This window comes from Janthinobacterium sp. GW822-FHT07H11 (genome assembly GCF_058798615.1).
This window is the reverse complement of record NZ_CM179507.1, coordinates 2106703-2126077: the sequence shown is the minus strand read 5'-3', so window position 1 is coordinate 2126077 and position 19375 is coordinate 2106703. Positions and strand designations below refer to the sequence as shown.

The following is a 19375-nucleotide window of genomic DNA, read 5'->3' as shown; positions in this document are numbered from 1 at the left end:
GTAATGGATATCAATTCGCATGCCATGCTGGGCAATGCCTGGTTCGGCTTGATCGGCCTGATGCTGGTGTTTTACGTGGTCACGGACGGCTTCGACCTGGGCGTGGGCATCCTCAGCCTGTTCACCGGCCGCGAGCAGGAACGCAATCTGATCTTTCAATCTATCGCCCACGTGTGGGACGCCAATGAAACCTGGCTGGTGGTGGTGGGCGGCGCCCTGTTCGGCGCCTTTCCCAGCGCCTACGCCACCCTGCTGGAAGGGCTGTACATCCCCATCATGCTGCTGATCGCCAGCCTGATCATGCGCGGCGCCTCGATCGAGTTCCGCCATGCGGCCGGCAACAAGCGCCTGTGGGACGTGGTCTTCGGCGTGGGCAGCCTGCTGGCCGCCGTGGCGCAGGGCGTGGTGCTGGGCGAGGTCATCACGGGCTTGCAGCCGGGTTGGCTGAGCGGCATCTTCACGGCCTGCACGGCGCTGGGCGTGGTGGCCGGGTACTGCCTGCTGGGCAGCACCTACCTGATCAAGAAGACGGGCGGCCAGCTGGAAGCGGCCGCGCGCCGCTACGCGACCACCAGCGTGCTGGCAACGGTCGCGGCCGCCATCGTGCTGTCTGCCGGCACCATGGTCTTCAGCGCCATCGGCCACGACCGCTGGGCGCAGCCGGGCGTGTTCGGCGTGCTGCTGGCCCTGGCCGCCGTCGCCGCCAGCGCGTTTATTTACATCCTGTGGGCCGTGCACGTGAACGGCGTGCGTGGCCCCTTCCGCGGCGCCATCGTGCTGTTCCTGGCGTCGTTCGCGGGTCTGGCCATCAGCTTCTTCCCCGATCTCGTCCCGGGCAAGCTGAGCATCGCGGCGGCCGCATCGGACGAGCCGACCCTGATCTTCATGCTGATCGGCATGGGTTCCATGCTACCGATCATGATCGGCTACAACCTGTTCCAATACTACGTTTTCGAGGGCAAAGTCGTGCCCCGCAAGCATTGATCGGCATCAGATCATGATCATTCGGCCTACCACCAACTGGTTCCGCATGCTGTTCGTCTGGAACGGCTCGGTGCTGCAAGCCATCATCCCGCAACTGCTGCTGATGCTGGTCGTCAGTTCGCTGGCCTTGCTGACGGACGGCCGCATCTTCGGCGTCAAGATTCCGCTCGATACGGCGCCGTTTCCCATGGTCGGCATCAGCCTGGCGATCTTCCTCGGCTTTCGCAACAACGCCAGCTATGCGCGCTTCGTCGAGGCGCGGCATATCTGGGGGCAATTGCTAATCGCCGCGCGGGCCCTCGCTTCGCAGGCGCTCACGTATCTGCCGCAGCAGACGAGCGGCCTGGACCACCAGTTGCTGCTGCGCCGCCTGATCGCCTTCGTGTATGCGCTCAAGCACCAGCTGCGCCAGACGGCCCCGCAAGAAGACCTGGCGCGCTACCTGCCGGCCGACGACGTGCAGCGCTTGCAGGGCGTCAACTTCAAGCCCGTCGCCGTGCTGCACACGGTGCGCGCCATGCTGCACGAGGCCGTGCAGCGCCAGCCGGGCCAGACGCAGCTGCTGTGGATGCTCGACACCCAGCTCAACGACCTGGCCGCCACGGTGGCCGGCTGCGAGCGCATCAAGAACACGCCGATACCGTATCCGTATGGCGTGCTCGTACACCGCACCGTCTACATGTATTGTTTTTTACTGCCGCTGGGCCTGGTGGACGCCATCGGCGTGGCCACGCCGCTCATTTCCGTCTTCGTCGCCTACACCCTGTTCGCGCTGGAAGCCATCGCGCAGCAGATCGCCGAACCGTTCGGCCTGGCGCCCAACTGCCTGGCCCTGAACGCCATGACGCGGGAAACGGAACGCTCGCTGCTGGAATTGAACGGCGACCCGCTGCCGCCCTCGATACGGCCCTGCCCCCGCTATCAGATCGATTAACCGGAGGAAAAAATCATGGAATGCGACATCGACATCACCACCATCGAACGCGACGGTTACCTGGAAGTGCCCATGGTGCGCCACCAGGCCGGCGTGGCCACGGCGGGCCGCGACATGGTGGCCGAGGAGTATCCGGTGGCCCTCGTCTACAACGGCATCGCGCACGCCGTGATGATGGCCACGCCGCGCGACCTCGAGGAATTCGCCGTCGGCTTTACCTTGACGGAGGGCATCGTCGGCAGCGTGCGCGACATCTACGACCTCGATGTGTGCTGCGGCGCGGATAGCGCGGAAGTGCGGCTGACCATCGCCCAGCCCGATTTGATCAAGCTCAAGGCCCGCCGCCGCGCGCTGACGGGGCGCACGGGCTGCGGCGTGTGCGGCATCGAAAGCCTGGCCCTGCTGGACCTGGTGCCGGAAAAAATCACACGGCCCCTGCCGCCGCTGGTCGCCAGCAGCGCCATCCTCGGGCGCGCCGCGCGCGAACTGCTGCCCTACCAGGAGCTGATGCAGAAGACGGGCGGCGTGCATGCGGCCGCCTGGTGCACGGCCGAGGGCGCGGTGGTCAAAGTGTTCGAGGACGTGGGCCGGCATAACGGCCTCGATAAACTGATCGGCTACCTGGCGCTGCACCGCATCGCCATGCACGACGGCTTCGTCTTCCTGTCCAGCCGCGCCAGCTATGAACTGGTGCGCAAGTCGGCGCGCATGCACATCGGGCTCGTCGCCACCATCTCCGCACCCACCTCGCTGGCCATCCGCATCGCGCGCCAGGCCGGCATGCAGCTGGCCAGCTTTTGCCGCCGCGACGGCTTTGTCGACTATACGGCCGGCGAAGGGGAAAATAACGGCCAGCATGCACCGTGAACAGCCGATGCACCTTTTTTTTCCGTAAAGCAAGTGCACGCTTGACTTGCCGCCGCTGCGGGCATTCAATGGCAATGGTTACTAATTATCAACTTTACCTGCTGCCACGCTCCTGGCGCGGCAGCGATGAAAGGATGGCGCGATGGCCCTGGCACACGAGCAGCATCTGGCGGACACGTGGCAGACGGGCGGCTTGAAGCCGCGCGCCTGCGACTGCGGCGGCACCGTCTTCACCATCCTGCACCAGCGGGTGATAGCGGACATGCGGCGCCGGCAATTTCTCGGCGGCACGGCCGCCATGCTGGCGCCCTTCATCGGCCTCGGCCTGTCCAGCGGCAACGCTGTTGCCCAGCAGCCGCGAGCGCCGCAGCGTCCCCTGCTGCTGACCAATCTGCGCCTGTTCGATGGCACGGGCAAGGCACCGCGTGCCGGCGTCAATGTGCTGGTGACGGGGACAAGCATTACCGCCCTGCCGCCGGCCGGCGAGAAAATCGAGGGCGCGCACGTGATCGATTGCCAGGGCAAGCTGGTCATGCCTGGCCTGATCGACGCCCACTGGCATACCATGCTGGCCGCCATCAGCCAGGTGACGGCCATGACGTCCGACGTCGGCTATTTATACCTGGTGGCGGCGCAGGAAGCGCGGCGCACTCTGCTGCGGGGGTTCACGTCCGTGCGCGATCCTGGCGGCCCCGCGTTTGCCTTACAACGCGCCATCGATGAAGGCATCGTCGACGGCCCCCGCATCTTCCCGTCCGGTGCCATGATTTCGCAAACCTCGGGCCACGGCGACTTCCGCATGCGTTCCGATATCCCGCGCGCGGCCAACGCGCCGCTGGGCATGGCGGAAACGGCGGGCATGGCCATGATCGCCGACGGCGAGGCGGAAGTGCTGCGCCGCGTGCGCGAGCAGCTGATGCTGGGCGCGACGCAGATCAAGATGATGGCCGGCGGCGGCGTCGCGTCGATGTACGACCCGCTCGACAGCACGCAGTATTCGGAACGCGAACTGCGCGCCGGCGTGGAAGCGGCCACCGACTGGGGCACCTATGTGATGACCCACGTCTACACGCCGAAAGGCATACAGCGGGCCATCCGCGCGGGCGTGCGCAGCATCGAGCACGGCCAGCTGGCCGACGACGAATCCGCGCGCATGATGCGCGACACGGGCACGTGGTGGAGCCTGCAACCGTTCCTGCAAGACGCGGACGCGAATGTGTATCCCGACGCGGCGCGCAAGGCCAGCCAGGCCATCGTCTCGGAAGGTACGATACAAGCGTATGCGCTGGCGCAAAAGTACGGCATCAAGACGGGCTGGGGCACGGACATCCTGTTCAACGCGAAAAACACGCCGACCCAGGGCCGCCAGCTGGCCAAGCTGACGCGCTTTTACGATCCATTGACCCTGCTGGCGCAGGCGACGGGACAGAATGGACAATTGCTGGCCCTGTCCGGCCAGCGCGCGCCCTACCCGGGCGCCCTGGGCAAGCTGGCCGTGGGCGCGCTGGCCGACTTGTTGGTGGCCGATGGCGATCCCACGAAGAACCTCGATTTCCTCGCCCAGCCTGAAGAAAAATTGCTGCTGATCATGAAGAACGGGCGCATCTACAAGGACAAATTGAGCGCTTCACTGGCAAGCTGAGGCCAGCGGCGTTGGCAAGCGGGCAAGGCTTGCCGCATAATGCGGGCATGTTCAAACTGACTTTTCTCGGCACGTCTTCCGGCGTGCCCACGCGCCACCGCAACGTCACGTCGCTGGCCCTGCACACCACGCACAACCGCGACTGGTGGATGATCGATTGCGGCGAAGCCACGCAGCACCGGCTGCAGCGCCTGCCCTTGTCCGTGCACGACCTGGTGGGCATCTGCATCACCCACGTGCATGGCGACCACAGCTACGGGCTGCCGGGCCTGCTGGCCAGCGCCTCCATGACGGGGCGCAAGAAGCCCTTGCTGCTGATCGCCCCGGCCCCCATCAAGGCATGGATCGACGCGACCCTGCTGCACACGGAACTGTTTTTGACGTACCCGTTGATCCACATCGACGTGGACAGCGCGCCAGTCGTTCATGAAGAAGCGGGCTTGACCATTTCGCGCCACGCGCTGTCGCACCGCGCCCCAAGCGTCGCCTATCGTTTTGCGCTGGAAACGAGCAGGTGGAAGCTGGACAAGGCGGCCCTGCAGGCAGCGGGCGTGCCGCCCGGCCCCACCTGGGGACTGTTGCAGGCGGGCCAGGATGCGCTGCTCGACGATGGCACGGTCTTGCGCGCCGCCGCTTTCCGCCAGACGGAAACGCAGCGCGCCACCGTGGTCATCGGCGGCGACAACGACACGCCGGGGCTGCTGACGGACGCCTGTGCCGGCGCGCAACTGCTCGTGCATGAAGCCACCTACACGGAAGCGATGCTGCAAAAGGTGGGCCCCGGCCCCACGCACAGTTCCGTGCAGCGCGTGGCGCAGTTCGCGCAAGCCGTGCGCTTGCCGAACCTGATCCTCACCCACTTCAGCGCCCGCTACCACAATGCGGACGGCATGGCCGAGCTGGAAGCGGAAGCGCGGCTGCATTACTCAGGTGAACTGTTCCTGGCGCGCGATTTCGACAGCTATGAACTCGATGCGGCCGGCGTGCTGACCAAGCTGCCGGGGAAGTCTAGTGGGGATTGACGCCGTATTGCTCCGCATACTCGGCGGCCAGCGCGCGCGCCGCCTGCTGCTGTGACGGCGTGAGGATTTCCAGCAGCTGGTCGCGGTTCTTGACCGATTGCGCGCTGCCCGCCTCGGCCGGCATGGCGATCCACGCATACGCCTGCACGTAATCGAGCTCCACGCCCTGCCCTTGCGCGTACAGCAAGCCGTATTCATTCTGCGCGGACAGGGAACCGGCCTCGGCCGCCTGCTTGTACCAGAACGCCGCCTCGGCATAGTCTTGCGGTACATCAATACCCTTGCGGTAAGCCTGCGCCAGATTGAATTGCGACTGGCCATCGCCCGCCTCGGCCGCCTGGCGCCCGTAGGCCAGCGACTGCCGCATGTCTTGCGCCACGCCATCGCCGCTCGCATACATCAGGGCCAGGTTGGCCAGCGACGGCGGAAAGCCCGCTTGCGCTGCCGCCGTGAACAGTTCCACCGCTTTCGGCAAGTCTTGCGTCACGCCATGGCCCTGGTAATACAGGCTGGCCAATAAATGCTGGCCGGCCGGATCGCCGGTGCGCGCCGCGGCGTCGAATTGTTTAAAGGCCTCGGCATGATTGCCGTCGTTATAAGCGAGAATGCCCGCTTCATTCAAAGATTCGGGAGAGGATGTCATCAGAATTCCTTATCGGGGATTTTTGGGCATTGTACACAGCACTGTTCCACACAGAATGCACGATAGGAACGGTGTGGCGCATTGCCCAAATCCTGCGTTATGATCATTCTCCACCTGATGCAATCGGGGCATTGTGCCCGAAGAATAACGCCATGAAATTGATTGTTCTGCTTTTATCCCTGATTGCCACGTCGGCTTATGGCGGCACCTTGCACCTGGACAAAGCCGCGACAGGAAAAGTGCGGCAAGCGGCCGATATCCGCTATGTCAATCACGATGAAAAACAGACGTACCAGATAAAAACCGGCAAGCGGTGGATGGCTGGCAGTTGCAGCAGCAGTGGTACGGGCAATTTGCACGCGCTGCTGGCCGATATGAATTTCGACGGCCATGCCGACCTGTGGGTCACCGGCTATACGGATAGCCAGGGGCGCATCCGCTGTTCCGATGTGTGGCTGTGGGATGCGCAAGCAAAACAATACAGTTTCAACAAACCCATGTCTGCCATTCCGAATCTGGATATCAGCATAAGCGATCAAAAAATCGAAGGCGGCATCGCCAATTGCGGCTGCGCGGCGCAATGTTTTTATGAAGACAGCTATGCGTGGCGGGCTGACACATTAATCACCACCGCGCGGCGCGCACAGGATTGCGAGCGCTACAGGGAATACCGCCTCAATGATAAAAACGACCTGGTCATCGTCAAGGATGAAAAGATCGATAGCGCCAATCCCGGCCAGCAAGCCATTAAAAATACAAAAGTAGTTGACTGGCAGCGCCACGCGCACATCATGCGCAAACCGTGGGAGTAAATCCTTCACTACCATCGAACAATTCACAACAATTCACGCACACATGACGACACATCCCGCATCGATTACTTTCCATGCCGCCAAGGCGGACGACACCCCGGCCTTCATCGCCTTGCGCGGCAAGACGCGGCAAAACGCCGTTTCCCAGGAACGCCTGGCGGAAGTGGGCATCACGGCCGACACCTGGGCCGACATGATGCGCTCGGGCAGCCTGCCCGGCCAGGTCTGCCATCACGACGGCCAGCTGGCCGGCTACTGCTTTGGCGAGCGCGACACGGGCGAAATCATCGTCCTGGCGCTGCTGCCGGAATTTGAAGGCCTGGGCATCGGCAAGACCTTGCTGCAACGGGTGATGGCCGACCTGCGCGCCCGGGGCCACCAGCGGCTGTTCCTCGGCTGCTCCAGCGACCCCGCCTCGCGCTCCTACGGCTTCTACCGCTACCTGGGCTGGACGGCGACGGGCGAGACGGACAAGTATGGCGACGACGTGCTCGAGTTTCGCTGGACGGCCTAGCGCCTAGCCCGGCACGCGATTGGCATCCCACACGCGCAGGATCTGCGTAATGGCGGCGTCAAACACGGCGTAGCCCACGCCGTCGCGGGCCTGGATCGCCACGCCCGATAAAAAACTGTCGAAGACGGCCGCCAGCGCCGCCGCATCCGTACCCGCCGGCAACTCACCGCCGGCCCTGCCCCGCTCCACGCACTGCACGAAACCGGCACGCGTGCGCGCACGCGAAGCCGTCAGCGGGGCCGCCACGGCCGCATGTTCGGCCGTCGGCGCGCTCATGCAGCCGAGCGCCACCATGCAGCCGGGCGGGTGGCCAGGTTCGGACTGCATGCGGGCCGACTGGCGCAAGGCCAGTTCGATGGCCGCGCGCGGCGCCAGGCCATCGTCCCACAGGCACTCCGTCACGCGCGCAAAGGTGTCCAGATAGCATTGCGCCGCCTCGCGGAACAGCGCCTCCTTCGAGCCGAACGCCGCATAAAAGCTGGGCGCGGAAATGCCGCCGCCCAGGCTCGCCTTGAGCTGGCTCAAGGACGTCGATTCATATCCCTGTTGCCAGAATAAAAACATGGCCTGCTCGACGGCTGCCTGCCGGTCGAACGTGCGCGGCCGTCCCATTTGCGCCATCCATCGCTCCTTCTCATCAGCTCCTACGCCACTTACATACTACTCGATACAGAAGTCGTTGACAACGCGGCATGCCATCGCCTATATTTATACCGATCGATACATATGTTCCGCCACGACGGCCGGGGGCACTCCCGCGCCTGGCCGCCCCGTCACATTTCCAAGGATAGCCACTTTGCATCACGCCACGCTCACCACCGGAGCCAGCCCCGCGCTGGCCGACCGCCTCCCCGTCGCCGGCCTGCTGGCCCTGGCCATGACGGGTTTTATCTGCATCGTCACGGAAACCTTGCCCGCCGGCCTGCTGCCGCAGATCAGCGCGGGACTCGGCATCAGCGCCGCGCTGGCCGGGCAAATGGTCACGGCCTACGCGCTGGGCTCCCTGCTGGCAGCCATTCCGCTGACCATCGCCACGCGCGGCTGGCGCCGCCGCAACGTGCTGCTGCTGACCATCATCGGCTTTCTCGTGTTCAATACCGTCACGGCGCTGTCCTCGCACTACTGGCTGACCCTGGCGGCCCGCTTCTTTGCCGGCATGGCGGCCGGGCTGGCGTGGAGCTTGCTGGCCGGCTATGCGCGGCGCATGGTGGCGCCCCAGCAGCAAGGCCGCGCCCTGGCGCTGGCCATGGTGGGCGCGCCCGTCGCCCTGTCGCTGGGCGTGCCGCTGGGCACCCTGCTCGGTTCGCTGGTCGGCTGGCGCGCCGCCTTCTGGATCATTTCCGCGCTGACATTGGTCCTGATCGGGTGGGTATTGGCCAAGGTGCCGGACTACCCGGGCCAGCGTGCGCATGAGCGCCTGCCCCTGCGCCGCGTCTTCACCACGCCGGGCGTGCGCCCCGTGCTGGCCGTCGTCATCGCCTGGATGCTGGCGCACAACATCCTCTATACCTATATCGCCCCGTTCGTGGCGCCGGCCGGATTGATGGGACGCATCGACCTGGTGCTGCTCGTCTTCGGCGCGGCGGCCATGGCCGGCATCTGGATCACGGGGAAATTGGTCGAGCGCCACTTGCGCGCCACCGTGCTGGCCAGCCTGGCAACCTTCGCCGCCACGGCCCTGGTGCTGGGCATGGCGTCGCAGTTTCCGACTGTCATCTATGTCGGCATGGCGGTCTGGGGCCTGAGCTTTGGCGGCGCGGCAACGCTGTTGCAAACGGCGCTGGCCGACACGGCCGGCAGCGGCGCCGACGTGGCCTTGTCGATGAACGTGGTGGCGTGGAATGGCGCGATTGCGGCCGCGGGCGTGGTGGGCGGCACCCTGCTGGAAACCTGGGGCGCGGGCGCTTTCCCCTGGGCCATGGTGGCGTTGCTCCTGCTGGCGTTCGTGCTCGCCTGGTCGGCCCGCAAACATGGCTTCCAGCCGGGACGGCGCAGCGGCGGCGCGCCCGTGGCCGGGCATTGAAACGACGCTGCTAGCTCGCCGCCGGCACCGTCACGATGCGGGGCACATGCCCCGTGTGCGCGAGGAAACGGACCAGCGTCGCATGCGACAGCGCCACCGTGGCCGTGTTGCGCAGCGGATGGGCTTGTACTTGCTCAGCATCCCACACGGCCTGGTCCAGCACCAGCTCCACCGCCTGCGCGCCGTCGTGGATCAGCGCGAACAGGCTGACGGCGCCGGGCGTAATGCCCAGGTGCCGCAGCAGGCGCTCGGGCGAGGCCATGCTCAGCTTACTGGCCGGCAACAACCGTCCCAGCGCCGTCAGGTCGACGCGCTTGTCGCAAGGCACGATAACGAGCACATGCCGCCGGCCCTTCTCGTCGCGCACGAACAGATTCTTCACCATCAGGCCGGGCATGGGCGGCACGTGGATCAGTGCTTCGGCGATGGTGTGGACGGCCGGGTGTTCAGTGAGCTGATAATCGCCGGCGCTGCTTGCCAGCCAGCGGGACAGGATTTCTTGCATGGGCATTTCCTTAGCGCGAGTGCGATGGGAAATTGTAGCGGATCGCGGCGCTGTCACCGCTACGGTTTTTTCTCCGCCTCGGCTTGATCGGCCGCCGCCAGCCCCCAGTCATTCCAGCCTTCGCCAAACAGCTCGATGGGATGCTGCGTGCGTTCGGAACCATTGCCGCAGCGCATGGCGTCCGGCGGACAGTATTTGTCGCAGCCCCAGCAGATGCGTTCAGGATTCTTGGGATTCAAGGGAAAGGGCTTGGCCATGGGGGGCGATGGGGTCGGTTGAGGTCTCTTCGACGACTGTAGACCTGGCGCGCGAGGCGGTCAAACGAATTTCTGTGGGGAATTTGCCTAGGTCAAGCTTGCGAAGATTGCTGTGGCGGCAGCTTGCGCTCTACGTTCACCAGCAAGACCAGCGTACGTCAGTCCCTCTCATAACTGGTCACCGCATCGTTGGCATGACTCTGGATGACCTTCATGATTGTGGCATTGTCTTGATATTTCACCTCAAGAATTCTCAGCTGATTTTGCGCCACCGTGCAGTATCGATGTATGTCCTTGAGGAGAGCATCCTGCTGCCGCTTAGGTAGCGCCCCATCAAATTCTCCCGCCAAGTGCTCACATGCTTCTGCATTATGGATAAACCTGCTGACATCCTGAGGCAGTGGCTGGGCTGAAAAGGCAAAAGGAGGAACAAAGTAAATAGCTACTATCAGAAAAAAATTTCGCATGATTTTCCTTTCATAACCGTTATTGGACCAGTGTGGCCGGTCGTTTCCAGGTCCGTTGTATTTCTTTACCCCATATGTTGCAGCGACCGTAAATTCATGCAAACCTGGAAGGATGGTGTTGACAGGGAACAGGAGGCTTGTGGCAGCGGCATCAAGTGGATATCAGTGCCTTATGACGCAGAAACGGACACTTCCAGCACGATCCGCGCGTAGTCGACACCTCCGTCCGCCGCCCGCGCCTTGAGTTCGTCCAGCGCATAAGTCATCGTCACCGTGGCGCCAGGCACGAACAGCTTGATATCGTGCTTGTGGTGCGTGTAGATGCTTTCATCGACTGTCGAGCCATCGGCCAGGCGCAAAGTAAAGCTGTTGACTTGATCGCCACGCCGGCTGTCCTGGCCCGCGAAATACGTGCGCTCGATGCAACCCGTCAAGGTTTGCGTCTGGAGGCGCCTGGCCGCGATGTTTTGCCACCACGCTACGGAGGCGAACAGGCCATGGCTGCCTTTCAATCCCATGCGGGGCCTGGAACTGTCGAGGGTGAGGGCCTGGGTCTTGGCGACGCGGCCAGGGTCTTTTGCCAGGGCGTCGGCGAGAGTGTAGACGGTTTTCATCAGGGCAGGAGTTCCTGGAAGCGCGCGCTCAATGTGTGCGCCGGATCACGTAGGCATTGCCTGCCGGCTCAAAACCGAGCGTCGGATAGTAGGACATGGCGTCCGGGGCGGACAATAGGATCAAGGACACTTCGTCGCCGATGATGGCTTGCGTGCGCTGGACCAGCTGCTTGCCGATACCCAGGCCCTGGTATTGCCTGTCGACGGCCAGATCCGACAGATAGCAGCAATACGCATGGTCGGTCAGCGATCTCGCCAATCCCACCAGCTCGTTGTCTACCCATGCCGACAGCAAGAGGCAAGGCGCGGCAAACATGCGCGCGATTCTCGGCAGATTGTCGGTCGGCCGCTTGATTCCGGACTGATCGAAGACACGGACGACCTCAAGCGGATCGAGGGGGAAATTGTGACGATATTCTACGGTGATGTTTTTCATGGGTTCAAAGGTACGTGGTCAATGGGACCGTGGCTGGGAACGAGGAGATGTTTCCATCTCATCCACACTTCATTCCATAGATGAAGTTCACTCAACTGACAGGAACTTCAGGAAACGTCGCCCTTCATGCTCCACCTCGCAGTCAAAGGCGAAGCCGAGCCTTGCAAGCCCCCGGACGCGTGTACGGCTGGGCGGCAGCAGGATGCTGACAGCACCTATGCCCAGCGCCAGCCGGCGGCGCATGCAAGCGCGCACCAGCGCAGGTCCACATCCCCAGAATGCAGGGAGCAATACCAGTGCGAGATCCGCTTCGCCTCCCTCCTTCTGGAAACCGCCCCAGCCGGCAAAAACGCCATCGATCCGGATCGCCCACGGCCCATAGCCATGGGCCTGCCACTGCGCGTCCTTGTCTTTCGCCCACGCCATCACAGCGTGCTCGGTCCAGCTTTCGGTGGCGAGCGGCATGTGGCGAATGACGTCCGGGTGGGTCAGCAAAAGAAGCCAATCCGCGGGCAGGATAGCGGAAAACGGGTGGAGGGTGAAGGTCATGGGCGTCTTGTGGGGGCAATCGTGGGCAGAGAAAGGCTTGCGCCACGCACGGGGCAGATGGAATCAGTTGGCATCATGAAAGCATTGTAGCGTGTCGTAAACGTTCAAGACCTGCATCAGGTAGCAAGCGATACTGCCTTCATCACCTGCCCACCGAGGGAGTTTCATGAACACCGCTGCCACCCGTCGCGCGCGGGAACGCCGACTTGCCAAGCCCGCCCTGCCGTTTCCCGGCAATGCGCCGCAGCTCAAGCCGCGCACTATCCGCCAGGCCATGGAAAATTGGAGCGGGCACGATGGCCCGATATTCCTGGCACAGCTTCGGCCAGCGACTGGTGCCGCACCTGAACAAGCGATGGCTTTCAGCATGGCGCCAGCGCAACCCAGGGAAAATCGAACTCACCCATGAATGCCTATGTCAATTCGTAGATTTCACCGCCTGTCGGCCTGTGTCCTGGCCGCCTTTATATTGCTGCATCTTGGCAATCACCTGGCGGCCCTTGCCGGCGCCCACGCGCACATTGCCTTCATGCAGGCGATCCGGCCCCTGTATCGACATGCCGTGGTCGAGCCGGTGCTGTTGGCGTGCGTGCTGTTTCAATGTGGCAGCGGAATATGGATGGTGCTGCGGGGCTGGAAAAAACGTTCCGGGTTCGTAGCGTGGCTGCAAGCCAGCTCAGGAATCTACCTGGCCCTGTTCCTGCTGTTTCATGTGGCTGCGGTCCTGTTCGGTCGCGCAGTGCTCAAGCTCGACACCAATTTTTACTATGCCGCGGCCGGTTTTGTGCGGATGCCATATGAACTGTTCTTTGCGCCATATTACTTCCTCGCAGTATTCGCCCTGTTCGCGCACCTGGGCTGTGCCGCCTACTGGCAAGTCCGGACGCGCTCGCCCCTGCTGCGCAGGCTCGCCATGGGCGTTCCGGCGGGAGTTGGCCTGGTGCTCGCCCTACTGATTAACCTGGCCCTGGCGGGCATGCTCGGGCCGCTCGACATTCCCGCAAAATACCTGACTATTTACCGCTAAGCCAGGCGCGAATACACCAGCGCCAGGAAGATTCGGGCGGACAGTAGCGGCACTTTTCCCGAATATCCTGATCTGCCTGGCGTTGCGAGATGAGCGCAACCGCCTTGCGCGAAAGGATTAGCGTTGTTCCAGATCGGATAATACTTTTTTCAAGATCTCCAGCTTTTCGGCGGATGAAGCCGCCTTCGCGGAATCTTCCCCTATCGTCCACAGGAATCGGTCAAAAACCCGATCACGGAACCACTCTGTCTTGCTCGCCCTCAGTGCCAGCCTGCGTGCCTCACCGTCGGGTATGGCCGAGTAATCCAGGCACTGTCCAACTCCACGAATGGCGGCCTTGACCAAGGCATCGTGCGCAGTCGACTCCTCTTCCCAGGCTTCAACGTAATTTCCATAATTACCATTGATTTTATTAAAACTTATCCCACTCGCCTTTTTCCGTTCTTCCTGAAGCCGATTCAGGGCAATGACCGCACGCGTGTCGTAAATTCTGATCGAGGGATTCCCGTCAAACCACAGAAACTTGGATGCGGCCGAAATGAGGTTTTGCGGTGGCCGCGGGTTTTGAATATCTGAAAATATTGACCAGAGCTTCTTCGCGAGTCTATTCACTTTATCGGCCGGCGAGGTTGCGCTGTCGATCTTGACCCGGCGCACAGCAGTAGCGACGTGCTTCCAGCGTTCGGCAACTTCCGCCTCTCCAAATTTTTCCCGAATCGCCTTGATCGGGAAGGTGCGGATGACGCTATATTTCACCGCGAGCGATGCGAAGGCGACACCACGGGAGTCGACATCTGCGCCGATAATTTTCGCCAAGAGTTCTCCGTCACTTCGGTGCCACTGGTTCAAATACGCAAATGCTGAATGCTTCAATATCTGATCGCTTGTCATGGCAGGATAGTAGTTGACGAAAAGAAACATTATGACAATATTTTGACTTGCTGGCTAGGTGATGCCCGATGCCCAGCTCAGTTCGGCCTCAACATCACAAAAAATTGATCGACTCGTCCGGAGCCGCCTCCTCCATGGGTTGGCGCCGATAGGTTGGCGCCGATCGAAAATTGCCCGCTTATTGCTGTTGCACCAAACCAAGGCAAGGGCCAAGGCCTGCCATTCAGACATGGGCTGAGATGCCGGGTGCTGTGACAGGCGGCTCCGTTGCAGCCTCACTGGAGGATTCGGGGCGGGCTGGGCCGGCAGGCCCAGCCCTTCGAATCTCACACGCAGGGCGCGCAGGCGCCCTGCACGCTTCCGCCAGGCAATAAAAAACCGCCCGAAGGCGGTTTTTTTATTTCCTGGCGGAAGCGGTGAGATGCACATACCTACTATTCATGCGCCTTACATGACCACCTCGTAGCAGCCTACCTACGATTGTACCGTCGATTGAAAAGAAACAGAATTTTTCGATCTTTGACTTTTCCGGCGATACGCTGTTGCCTGCGTCCTTCGAGCACGGGACGCGAGCGCAAGCTTGGGAAGCTAGACAAGGAACTCAAAAACCATACGGGATTGCGGCCCGTTTCCGCTCCTCAAAGGTGACATAATAGCAGCCGCACAAACAGCCATCCATGCGGTGCATTTTGCGTTTGTGTAGCGTGCTATTTAGGAAAACGGTAACTATCAACAGACGTGCACCGTTATTGAACTAATAGAGGGTACTATTGACTCCTCCCTAAGATAGCGGTGCACTCATATTCCGCTATCGCTAAAAATACCGACCTAGTTTACACCTAAAGCAAAAACAGAACGTACCCAAGTTTCAGTCTAAATGAATCGCAACAGCGAACAGAGGCAACATGCTACTGAAGCAACAACTTAAGCAACACGGCGGCAAACGGGGGAGGAACAGCATTGCCGATCATCTCGCGAAGAGCTGTAATCTTCTGTACTGGCCTAAACTTAAAATAATCAGGAAACCCCTGAATACGAGCAGCTTCATGCGCTGTTATCATCCGAGGCTGCGTAGGGTGTACAAATCGCCCTTGCCCCATGGAGCCAAAACCACTGGTAATGGTTTGAGCCGGACGATCAGCATGAAGGCGGCCATACATAGATATATAAGAATGAGCCTTATCCCGATGACACGGAGGGCGCAGGTTATTTGGTAAATCAAAGGTGTCAGACTGGAATAGGAATGAAATTCTATCTACATTCTCTTTTGATATTTTAGAGCGTTTTGTAATTAGCCGTTCACTATCCTCTACTTCATTTTCTATATCATTAATAAAATCCCACAACTTCACATCACGAATCCGTTTTTCCACGCAACGAACCAAAGCAGTTAACTCCTCGACCGGATGTAAGCGCGAAGCAATTAAAACATGTCGCTTTCGTGTTTGCGGCAAACCAAAATCCTGTGCGTCCGCAATGAATTGCATGACGGAATAACCATTTTTCTGCAAATCCTTCAAGGCGTCATCTACAACGCCCCCTGCCGAATGAACAACGGCAGGAACATTCTCAAGCAAAAGGATTTTTGCTTTGTTAGCTATGGCAAATGCAACCGGAATCGTATAAAGAGAATTTCTCGGATCATCTCTACGGCTAAAATTATTTAAATCAGAATGACCTTGGCATGGTGGCCCGGCGACGATAACATCCACCTCTCCCATTGATCTAGATAATACCTTGCCTCTCTTCGACAATTTAGACGATCCTTGACCATCAACCATCAAAGACAAGTCTACGTTTGTTGATGCCTCAAGGATGCTATTGAAATTTGATCTGTACACTTCCAAAGCGTCGTCCCACATATCCGCAGCCAAAACGATCTTTAAATTACGTTTTAATTGTCCACATGCAATATGCGCACCAAGACTTAATCCTCCGCAACCCGAAAAAAAATCAACTAAACGCAGCTCTTGGCGTCCTACCACATTCGAAGGCCACCTCTTCTTTTTTGTTTCTTTAATCCAATAGTTCGCAGCTAATAGCCCATCTTGCATCGGCAAGCCTTTAGCCGAGCATGAATTATCAAAAAAATTCACTATTTCTTTCTTCTTACTAGTCACGCATATGCCTTCAAACTCAAGAATTTTTCAAAATCTGTTATCACATTGCGAAGCACTGCCATCACTTTCTTGTGGAACTCTCGCAACTGCGTGGCAGCGTATTCGCGACCACAATCAGAAAATGATTTATGACCATGAGCAAGATCATTACGCTCCCCCTTTATTTTTAACAAAACATCTTCTCTATATGTCGATTTCGCTGCGACACCGATTTCCTTCATAGTTTCTCTTATTTTTTTGCAATCAATATTACCAGAGAAAAGTTCTGTACGATTAAAGCAAGCAACAACAATACTCCATGCGTTCTGAGTCATTTTTTCCACAAGCTTTCCAGGAGCAGCTTGCTTACTATAACTCAATACAAGTATCTTCATTTTATCATTCAATGATTCAAATGGTATATTTTCATCGCGAAGATGATCGAATATATCCTGCATTAAATTAGTCATCGTTGATTCGACAATGTTATACATCATCAGTAGCGCTGATGACTTCATCGTATTGATAAGCGAAACTGAAAATCCAGTTTGAACTTCCAAAGTTTCAAGATGCGAAATGTATTCCTCTATTTCAATTTCTCGACGTTCGAATTCAGCCTGTGCATTTAACATTTAACGTCCCAATAACCTATCGCGTACGAATTCGAGTCTTCCCCGCAAACGTGGCAGGGAATTGCTGGCATCGGACGCCACATGTGAACTAAATTCTGGTGAATCAATCCACTCCATACTCCCAGGTGTTGGCTTGAGACGCGGCTTATCTCTCAGAGCTAGTGTAATTCCACAAGCGAGCGCCTCGAAGCGAACCCGAGCAACAGTCGTTGAAGTTGCATTCTTTCTAAACCCGTATGGAAGATTATTTTCAGCAAATTTAATCATATTCTTGAATTCTCGCGACATCCGTTCTTTCGGAAAATCGTGCTGATATTCTTTCAAATATGCGTCAAGAAATTTTCTAACATCATGTTTGAATTTTTTATACGTATCACAGTAAGCAAAGTATCGCAACACTAATTCCTGAGCCTCTTCACGCCTCTGTTTAGCTCTCGAAATTGGGCAAACTTTTTGAAATTCCGGCATCTCTGCGCATTCACATATGAAATCGTAGAAGGGGCCGGTATATATGCCCTTTCTCTTCTCCATATCCTTGAGCTCATCACTACCGGTATTGATACGTTCAAAAATATCTCGCCGAATTTGTTCATCCGCTTTATCAGACAACTCAATAACTCTGATACTTTGCCTTTTTATCTTCCGTTGCCGAGAAATTTCCAAGTCAGAAAAATAAAATCCGTTCAATTTATTCAGCTTTTCCAAGCCACTCAGCTTTAATTTATCACTCAAAAAGACTGCTAAAGTTCGAATACGCTGCGATCCATCCACAATTTCTGCCCGCCCATCATCATCAGATATTTCTTTTGGTAACGTCGCAATAAAAATATACGGAATTGGAAGCTCCAATATAACCGACTCTATGAATTTACTCTGCCGGGCCTCACTCCAAACAAAATCGCGTTGATATGTTGGGATGAAAATTTCATTTTCATCATCGGCTTCGCCCTCAAGATACTTCTGCACTATGATTTCAGTGGTAAATTCTTTTGTTTGATAGTCAACGTGCTGTTTCAGCTCACGAATTTGCGCCTCCCCAAGAACTCCTTCCTCTGTCCCAGATTTGTTTTTTTGTAATTTTTTACTCAAGGTGATCCTCCGACAATGATGCACTTTCACAACAAAAATGAGCGAGCCAAGCTCCTTGGTAGTGCGACATGATTAACGACTTGGCTGCGATTGTAGCTCACTGGTCAACAACGGTATACGAACCTCAAAACCGAATTGATATCATTCAGGTGTGATGTATCAATGGCGCTTCTGCCGCAGGATGATATTTAGGTTCCATAGGTGAATAAAGTGCGTCAAAATGCGTCAAATCGCACGCCCCCTTTTCGCCCCGCCGCGCCAGTCCTCATGCGTCTTCGGCCTTGGCGCAAATTTGAGTCAAAAGACCCCTATATAGCGGGCAGGTGTGGAGGGGGGACAACTGCGCGCGCCGAGCCGAAATGGGCTTTTTTCTTACTTCCAGAGCAACGTCATTCGTCGGGACGTGAAAAAGCCGCCTCGTGGGCGGCTTGTGCGGTGGCTGGGGCGCTCTGGCGCAGCTGGGCTGTCGCGGCCCTGCCCTGCCGGCTATCGCGGCGTGGCGCTCATCCTGGGCGGCCGGCGCGGATCATTGCCGCCTGTTCATTGTCGTAGTCGTCGCGGCAGTCCACGCCGCAGAACAGCAGCGCAGGCGCCAGCGCCTCGTCGCAGTAGTGACAACAGCCATGGGCCACCAGGGCGGGCCGGCCGCGCACGGCGGCCAGGCCGCGCGCCACCTCGGCGAAGATGATCTTGTCGGTGTTGTCGATGTGGTCGCTCATGCCGCGCCCTCCCCGCCTGTGGCCAGGTCATACGGGGCGAAGCGCACCACCTCCACGCCGGCCCATTCGTTGATGGCCATGAACTGCGCCTGCAGCGGCACCAGCTCGTTACGCGCGAAGACGCGCGCGGCAGGCTCGACGGCGCCGAAGCCGCCGGCATTGTTCGGCAGGATGCCCATGAGCTGGGGTGGCACGCGGTGCGCGGCCAGCTGGTCGTCGCGCGTGACGCTCTTGATGTTGAAAAACTCGTCCTTGGCGGCCACGTCCGACACGGGCAGAATCTGGATGCCGTCCTTCTTGCCGTTCGGCGCGTACATGAACAAGTTGCGGAAGTTTCCCGGCCCCTTGCTGTCGCGCGTGGCTTGGCGCAGGTTGTCCATGTCCTGGGTGTTAGCGGCGGCTTCCGCCATGTAGAAGACGAAACCGGCGTGCGAGCCGTTCTTGTGGTACTTGCGGAGGAACAGGACGCGAGGGGTAGGTCTGACATTCAAGCACGGACTGATGCGTGGGGTCCTGTGACAGCTTGCTCAGTCGAAAACCTAATTGGAACCACGAACGCGCGCCCACGGCGCGCGGGGCTGCCGCGCAGCGGTTGGAGGATTCGGGGCGGGCTGGGCCGGCAGGCCCAGCCCTTCGAATCTCACACGCA

At 59.1% G+C, this 19375-nt stretch carries 22 protein-coding genes and 1 pseudogene; 9 read left to right on the top strand and 14 right to left on the bottom strand.

Features of this window, described 5'->3' with window-relative positions:
• The first annotated feature begins 3 nt into the window (after positions 1–3).
• The 5 genes from AC3RCJ_RS09580 (at position 4) to AC3RCJ_RS09560 (ending at position 5449) form a co-directional block, all read left to right on the top strand.
• Positions 4–984 (top strand): cytochrome d ubiquinol oxidase subunit II, encoded by a 981-nt coding sequence (locus AC3RCJ_RS09580; protein WP_492960787.1) that lies wholly within the window; start codon positions 4–6, stop codon positions 982–984.
• Between the two features lie 13 nt (positions 985–997).
• Entirely contained in the window at positions 998–1918 is a 921-nt protein-coding gene (locus AC3RCJ_RS09575; RefSeq protein ID WP_492960785.1) for a bestrophin family protein, read from the top strand.
• A 15-nt stretch (positions 1919–1933) separates the two neighbouring features.
• The gene (gene fdhD / locus AC3RCJ_RS09570; RefSeq protein WP_492960783.1) at positions 1934–2785 is read left to right on the top strand and encodes a formate dehydrogenase accessory sulfurtransferase FdhD; all 852 of its coding nucleotides are present in this window, start codon (positions 1934–1936) and stop codon (positions 2783–2785) included.
• 142 nt (positions 2786–2927) lie between these two features.
• Positions 2928–4427, top strand: a complete 1500-nt coding sequence (locus AC3RCJ_RS09565; RefSeq protein WP_492960781.1) for a metal-dependent hydrolase family protein — start codon at positions 2928–2930, stop codon at positions 4425–4427.
• Between the two features lie 47 nt (positions 4428–4474).
• On the top strand, positions 4475–5449 hold the full coding sequence (locus AC3RCJ_RS09560) for a ribonuclease Z (RefSeq protein ID WP_492960779.1): 975 nt from the start codon (positions 4475–4477) through the stop codon (positions 5447–5449).
• Here the strand turns inward: AC3RCJ_RS09560 and AC3RCJ_RS09555 are convergent.
• Positions 5436–6092 (bottom strand): tetratricopeptide repeat protein, encoded by a 657-nt coding sequence (locus tag AC3RCJ_RS09555; protein WP_492960777.1) that lies wholly within the window; start codon positions 6090–6092, stop codon positions 5436–5438. The two genes, AC3RCJ_RS09560 and AC3RCJ_RS09555, sit on opposite strands and share 14 nt — an antisense overlap.
• Positions 6093–6244: 152 nt before the next feature.
• Between AC3RCJ_RS09555 and AC3RCJ_RS09550 the strand changes: the two genes are divergently transcribed.
• Both AC3RCJ_RS09550 and AC3RCJ_RS09545 read left to right on the top strand, forming a co-directional pair.
• Positions 6245–6904, top strand: a complete 660-nt coding sequence (locus AC3RCJ_RS09550) for an XAC2610-related protein (RefSeq protein ID WP_492960775.1) — start codon at positions 6245–6247, stop codon at positions 6902–6904.
• Between the two features lie 43 nt (positions 6905–6947).
• Positions 6948–7418, top strand: a complete 471-nt coding sequence (locus AC3RCJ_RS09545) for a GNAT family N-acetyltransferase (RefSeq protein ID WP_492960773.1) — start codon at positions 6948–6950, stop codon at positions 7416–7418.
• A 3-nt stretch (positions 7419–7421) separates the two neighbouring features.
• Here AC3RCJ_RS09545 and AC3RCJ_RS09540 read toward each other — a convergent pair whose 3' ends face one another.
• Positions 7422–8039, bottom strand: coding sequence for a TetR/AcrR family transcriptional regulator (locus tag AC3RCJ_RS09540; protein WP_492960771.1), 618 nt, complete (start codon positions 8037–8039; stop codon positions 7422–7424).
• 256 nt (positions 8040–8295) lie between these two features.
• On the opposite strand from AC3RCJ_RS09540, the gene AC3RCJ_RS09535 reads away from it, so the two are divergent.
• Positions 8296–9441: an MFS transporter gene (locus tag AC3RCJ_RS09535; protein WP_492960947.1), complete on the top strand. Its 1146-nt coding sequence runs from the start codon at positions 8296–8298 to the stop codon at positions 9439–9441.
• Between the two features lie 10 nt (positions 9442–9451).
• Here the strand turns inward: AC3RCJ_RS09535 and AC3RCJ_RS09530 are convergent, their stop codons facing one another.
• The 6 genes from AC3RCJ_RS09530 to AC3RCJ_RS09505 all read right to left on the bottom strand — a co-directional run bounded on the left by AC3RCJ_RS09530 (position 9452) and on the right by AC3RCJ_RS09505 (position 12269).
• A complete protein-coding gene (locus AC3RCJ_RS09530; RefSeq protein ID WP_492960769.1) occupies positions 9452–9946 on the bottom strand; it encodes a prolyl-tRNA synthetase associated domain-containing protein in 495 nt (164 codons plus the stop codon).
• A gap of 59 nt (positions 9947–10005) precedes the next feature.
• Positions 10006–10203 (bottom strand): DUF3079 domain-containing protein, encoded by a 198-nt coding sequence (locus AC3RCJ_RS09525; RefSeq protein ID WP_332862333.1) that lies wholly within the window; start codon positions 10201–10203, stop codon positions 10006–10008.
• 158 nt (positions 10204–10361) lie between these two features.
• Positions 10362–10670, bottom strand: a complete 309-nt coding sequence (locus AC3RCJ_RS09520) for a hypothetical protein (RefSeq protein ID WP_492960767.1) — start codon at positions 10668–10670, stop codon at positions 10362–10364.
• A 170-nt stretch (positions 10671–10840) separates the two neighbouring features.
• Positions 10841–11284 (bottom strand): immunity protein RhsI2 family protein, encoded by a 444-nt coding sequence (locus AC3RCJ_RS09515; protein WP_492960765.1) that lies wholly within the window; start codon positions 11282–11284, stop codon positions 10841–10843.
• Positions 11285–11312: 28 nt separating this feature from the next.
• Entirely contained in the window at positions 11313–11720 is a 408-nt protein-coding gene (locus tag AC3RCJ_RS09510; RefSeq protein WP_492960763.1) for a GNAT family N-acetyltransferase, read from the bottom strand.
• An 87-nt stretch (positions 11721–11807) separates the two neighbouring features.
• Positions 11808–12269, bottom strand: coding sequence for a GNAT family N-acetyltransferase (locus AC3RCJ_RS09505; RefSeq protein ID WP_492960761.1), 462 nt, complete (start codon positions 12267–12269; stop codon positions 11808–11810).
• 415 nt (positions 12270–12684) lie between these two features.
• Here AC3RCJ_RS09505 and AC3RCJ_RS09500 point away from each other — a divergent pair, with 415 nt between their 5' ends.
• The gene (locus AC3RCJ_RS09500; RefSeq protein ID WP_492960759.1) at positions 12685–13296 is read left to right on the top strand and encodes a hypothetical protein; all 612 of its coding nucleotides are present in this window, start codon (positions 12685–12687) and stop codon (positions 13294–13296) included.
• Positions 13297–13413: 117 nt separating this feature from the next.
• Here the strand turns inward: AC3RCJ_RS09500 and AC3RCJ_RS09495 are convergent, their stop codons facing one another.
• From AC3RCJ_RS09495 to AC3RCJ_RS09470, 6 genes and pseudogenes are all read right to left on the bottom strand, one after another.
• Positions 13414–14112, bottom strand: a complete 699-nt coding sequence (locus AC3RCJ_RS09495) for a hypothetical protein (RefSeq protein ID WP_492960757.1) — start codon at positions 14110–14112, stop codon at positions 13414–13416.
• A 983-nt stretch (positions 14113–15095) separates the two neighbouring features.
• Positions 15096–16307 carry a DNA cytosine methyltransferase gene (locus AC3RCJ_RS09490; RefSeq protein WP_492960755.1) on the bottom strand — a complete coding sequence of 404 codons (1212 nt, stop codon included), beginning with the start codon at positions 16305–16307 and terminating at the stop codon, positions 15096–15098.
• Positions 16304–16918, bottom strand: coding sequence for an MAE_28990/MAE_18760 family HEPN-like nuclease (locus AC3RCJ_RS09485; RefSeq protein ID WP_492960753.1), 615 nt, complete (start codon positions 16916–16918; stop codon positions 16304–16306). Before AC3RCJ_RS09485 ends, AC3RCJ_RS09490 begins: the two co-directional genes overlap by 4 nt.
• Positions 16919–18007: a DUF262 domain-containing protein gene (locus AC3RCJ_RS09480; protein WP_492960751.1), complete on the bottom strand. Its 1089-nt coding sequence runs from the start codon at positions 18005–18007 to the stop codon at positions 16919–16921.
• Positions 18008–18510: 503 nt separating this feature from the next.
• Positions 18511–18726 carry a hypothetical protein gene (locus AC3RCJ_RS09475; RefSeq protein WP_492960749.1) on the bottom strand — a complete coding sequence of 72 codons (216 nt, stop codon included), beginning with the start codon at positions 18724–18726 and terminating at the stop codon, positions 18511–18513.
• Positions 18723–19190 (bottom strand): annotated as a pseudogene (locus AC3RCJ_RS09470) (phage portal protein); the annotation flags it as partial. The pseudogene AC3RCJ_RS09470 and the gene AC3RCJ_RS09475, both read right to left, overlap by 4 nt.
• Between the last annotated feature and the right edge of the window lie 185 nt (positions 19191–19375).

Coding starts and splice junctions, on each gene's coding strand:
- AC3RCJ_RS09580 (WP_492960787.1), top strand. CDS start 4: ATGGATATCAATTCGCATGCCATGCTGGGCAATGCCTGGTTCGGCTTG.
- AC3RCJ_RS09575 (WP_492960785.1), top strand. CDS start 998: ATGATCATTCGGCCTACCACCAACTGGTTCCGCATGCTGTTCGTCTGG.
- fdhD (WP_492960783.1), top strand. CDS start 1,934: ATGGAATGCGACATCGACATCACCACCATCGAACGCGACGGTTACCTG.
- AC3RCJ_RS09565 (WP_492960781.1), top strand. CDS start 2,928: ATGGCCCTGGCACACGAGCAGCATCTGGCGGACACGTGGCAGACGGGC.
- AC3RCJ_RS09560 (WP_492960779.1), top strand. CDS start 4,475: ATGTTCAAACTGACTTTTCTCGGCACGTCTTCCGGCGTGCCCACGCGC.
- AC3RCJ_RS09555 (WP_492960777.1), bottom strand. CDS start 6,092: ATGACATCCTCTCCCGAATCTTTGAATGAAGCGGGCATTCTCGCTTAT.
- AC3RCJ_RS09550 (WP_492960775.1), top strand. CDS start 6,245: ATGAAATTGATTGTTCTGCTTTTATCCCTGATTGCCACGTCGGCTTAT.
- AC3RCJ_RS09545 (WP_492960773.1), top strand. CDS start 6,948: ATGACGACACATCCCGCATCGATTACTTTCCATGCCGCCAAGGCGGAC.
- AC3RCJ_RS09540 (WP_492960771.1), bottom strand. CDS start 8,039: ATGGCGCAAATGGGACGGCCGCGCACGTTCGACCGGCAGGCAGCCGTC.
- AC3RCJ_RS09535 (WP_492960947.1), top strand. CDS start 8,296: ATGACGGGTTTTATCTGCATCGTCACGGAAACCTTGCCCGCCGGCCTG.
- AC3RCJ_RS09530 (WP_492960769.1), bottom strand. CDS start 9,946: ATGCAAGAAATCCTGTCCCGCTGGCTGGCAAGCAGCGCCGGCGATTAT.
- AC3RCJ_RS09525 (WP_332862333.1), bottom strand. CDS start 10,203: ATGGCCAAGCCCTTTCCCTTGAATCCCAAGAATCCTGAACGCATCTGC.
- AC3RCJ_RS09520 (WP_492960767.1), bottom strand. CDS start 10,670: ATGCGAAATTTTTTTCTGATAGTAGCTATTTACTTTGTTCCTCCTTTT.
- AC3RCJ_RS09515 (WP_492960765.1), bottom strand. CDS start 11,284: ATGAAAACCGTCTACACTCTCGCCGACGCCCTGGCAAAAGACCCTGGC.
- AC3RCJ_RS09510 (WP_492960763.1), bottom strand. CDS start 11,720: ATGAAAAACATCACCGTAGAATATCGTCACAATTTCCCCCTCGATCCG.
- AC3RCJ_RS09505 (WP_492960761.1), bottom strand. CDS start 12,269: ATGACCTTCACCCTCCACCCGTTTTCCGCTATCCTGCCCGCGGATTGG.
- AC3RCJ_RS09500 (WP_492960759.1), top strand. CDS start 12,685: ATGTCAATTCGTAGATTTCACCGCCTGTCGGCCTGTGTCCTGGCCGCC.
- AC3RCJ_RS09485 (WP_492960753.1), bottom strand. CDS start 16,918: ATGTTAAATGCACAGGCTGAATTCGAACGTCGAGAAATTGAAATAGAG.
- AC3RCJ_RS09475 (WP_492960749.1), bottom strand. CDS start 18,726: ATGAGCGACCACATCGACAACACCGACAAGATCATCTTCGCCGAGGTG.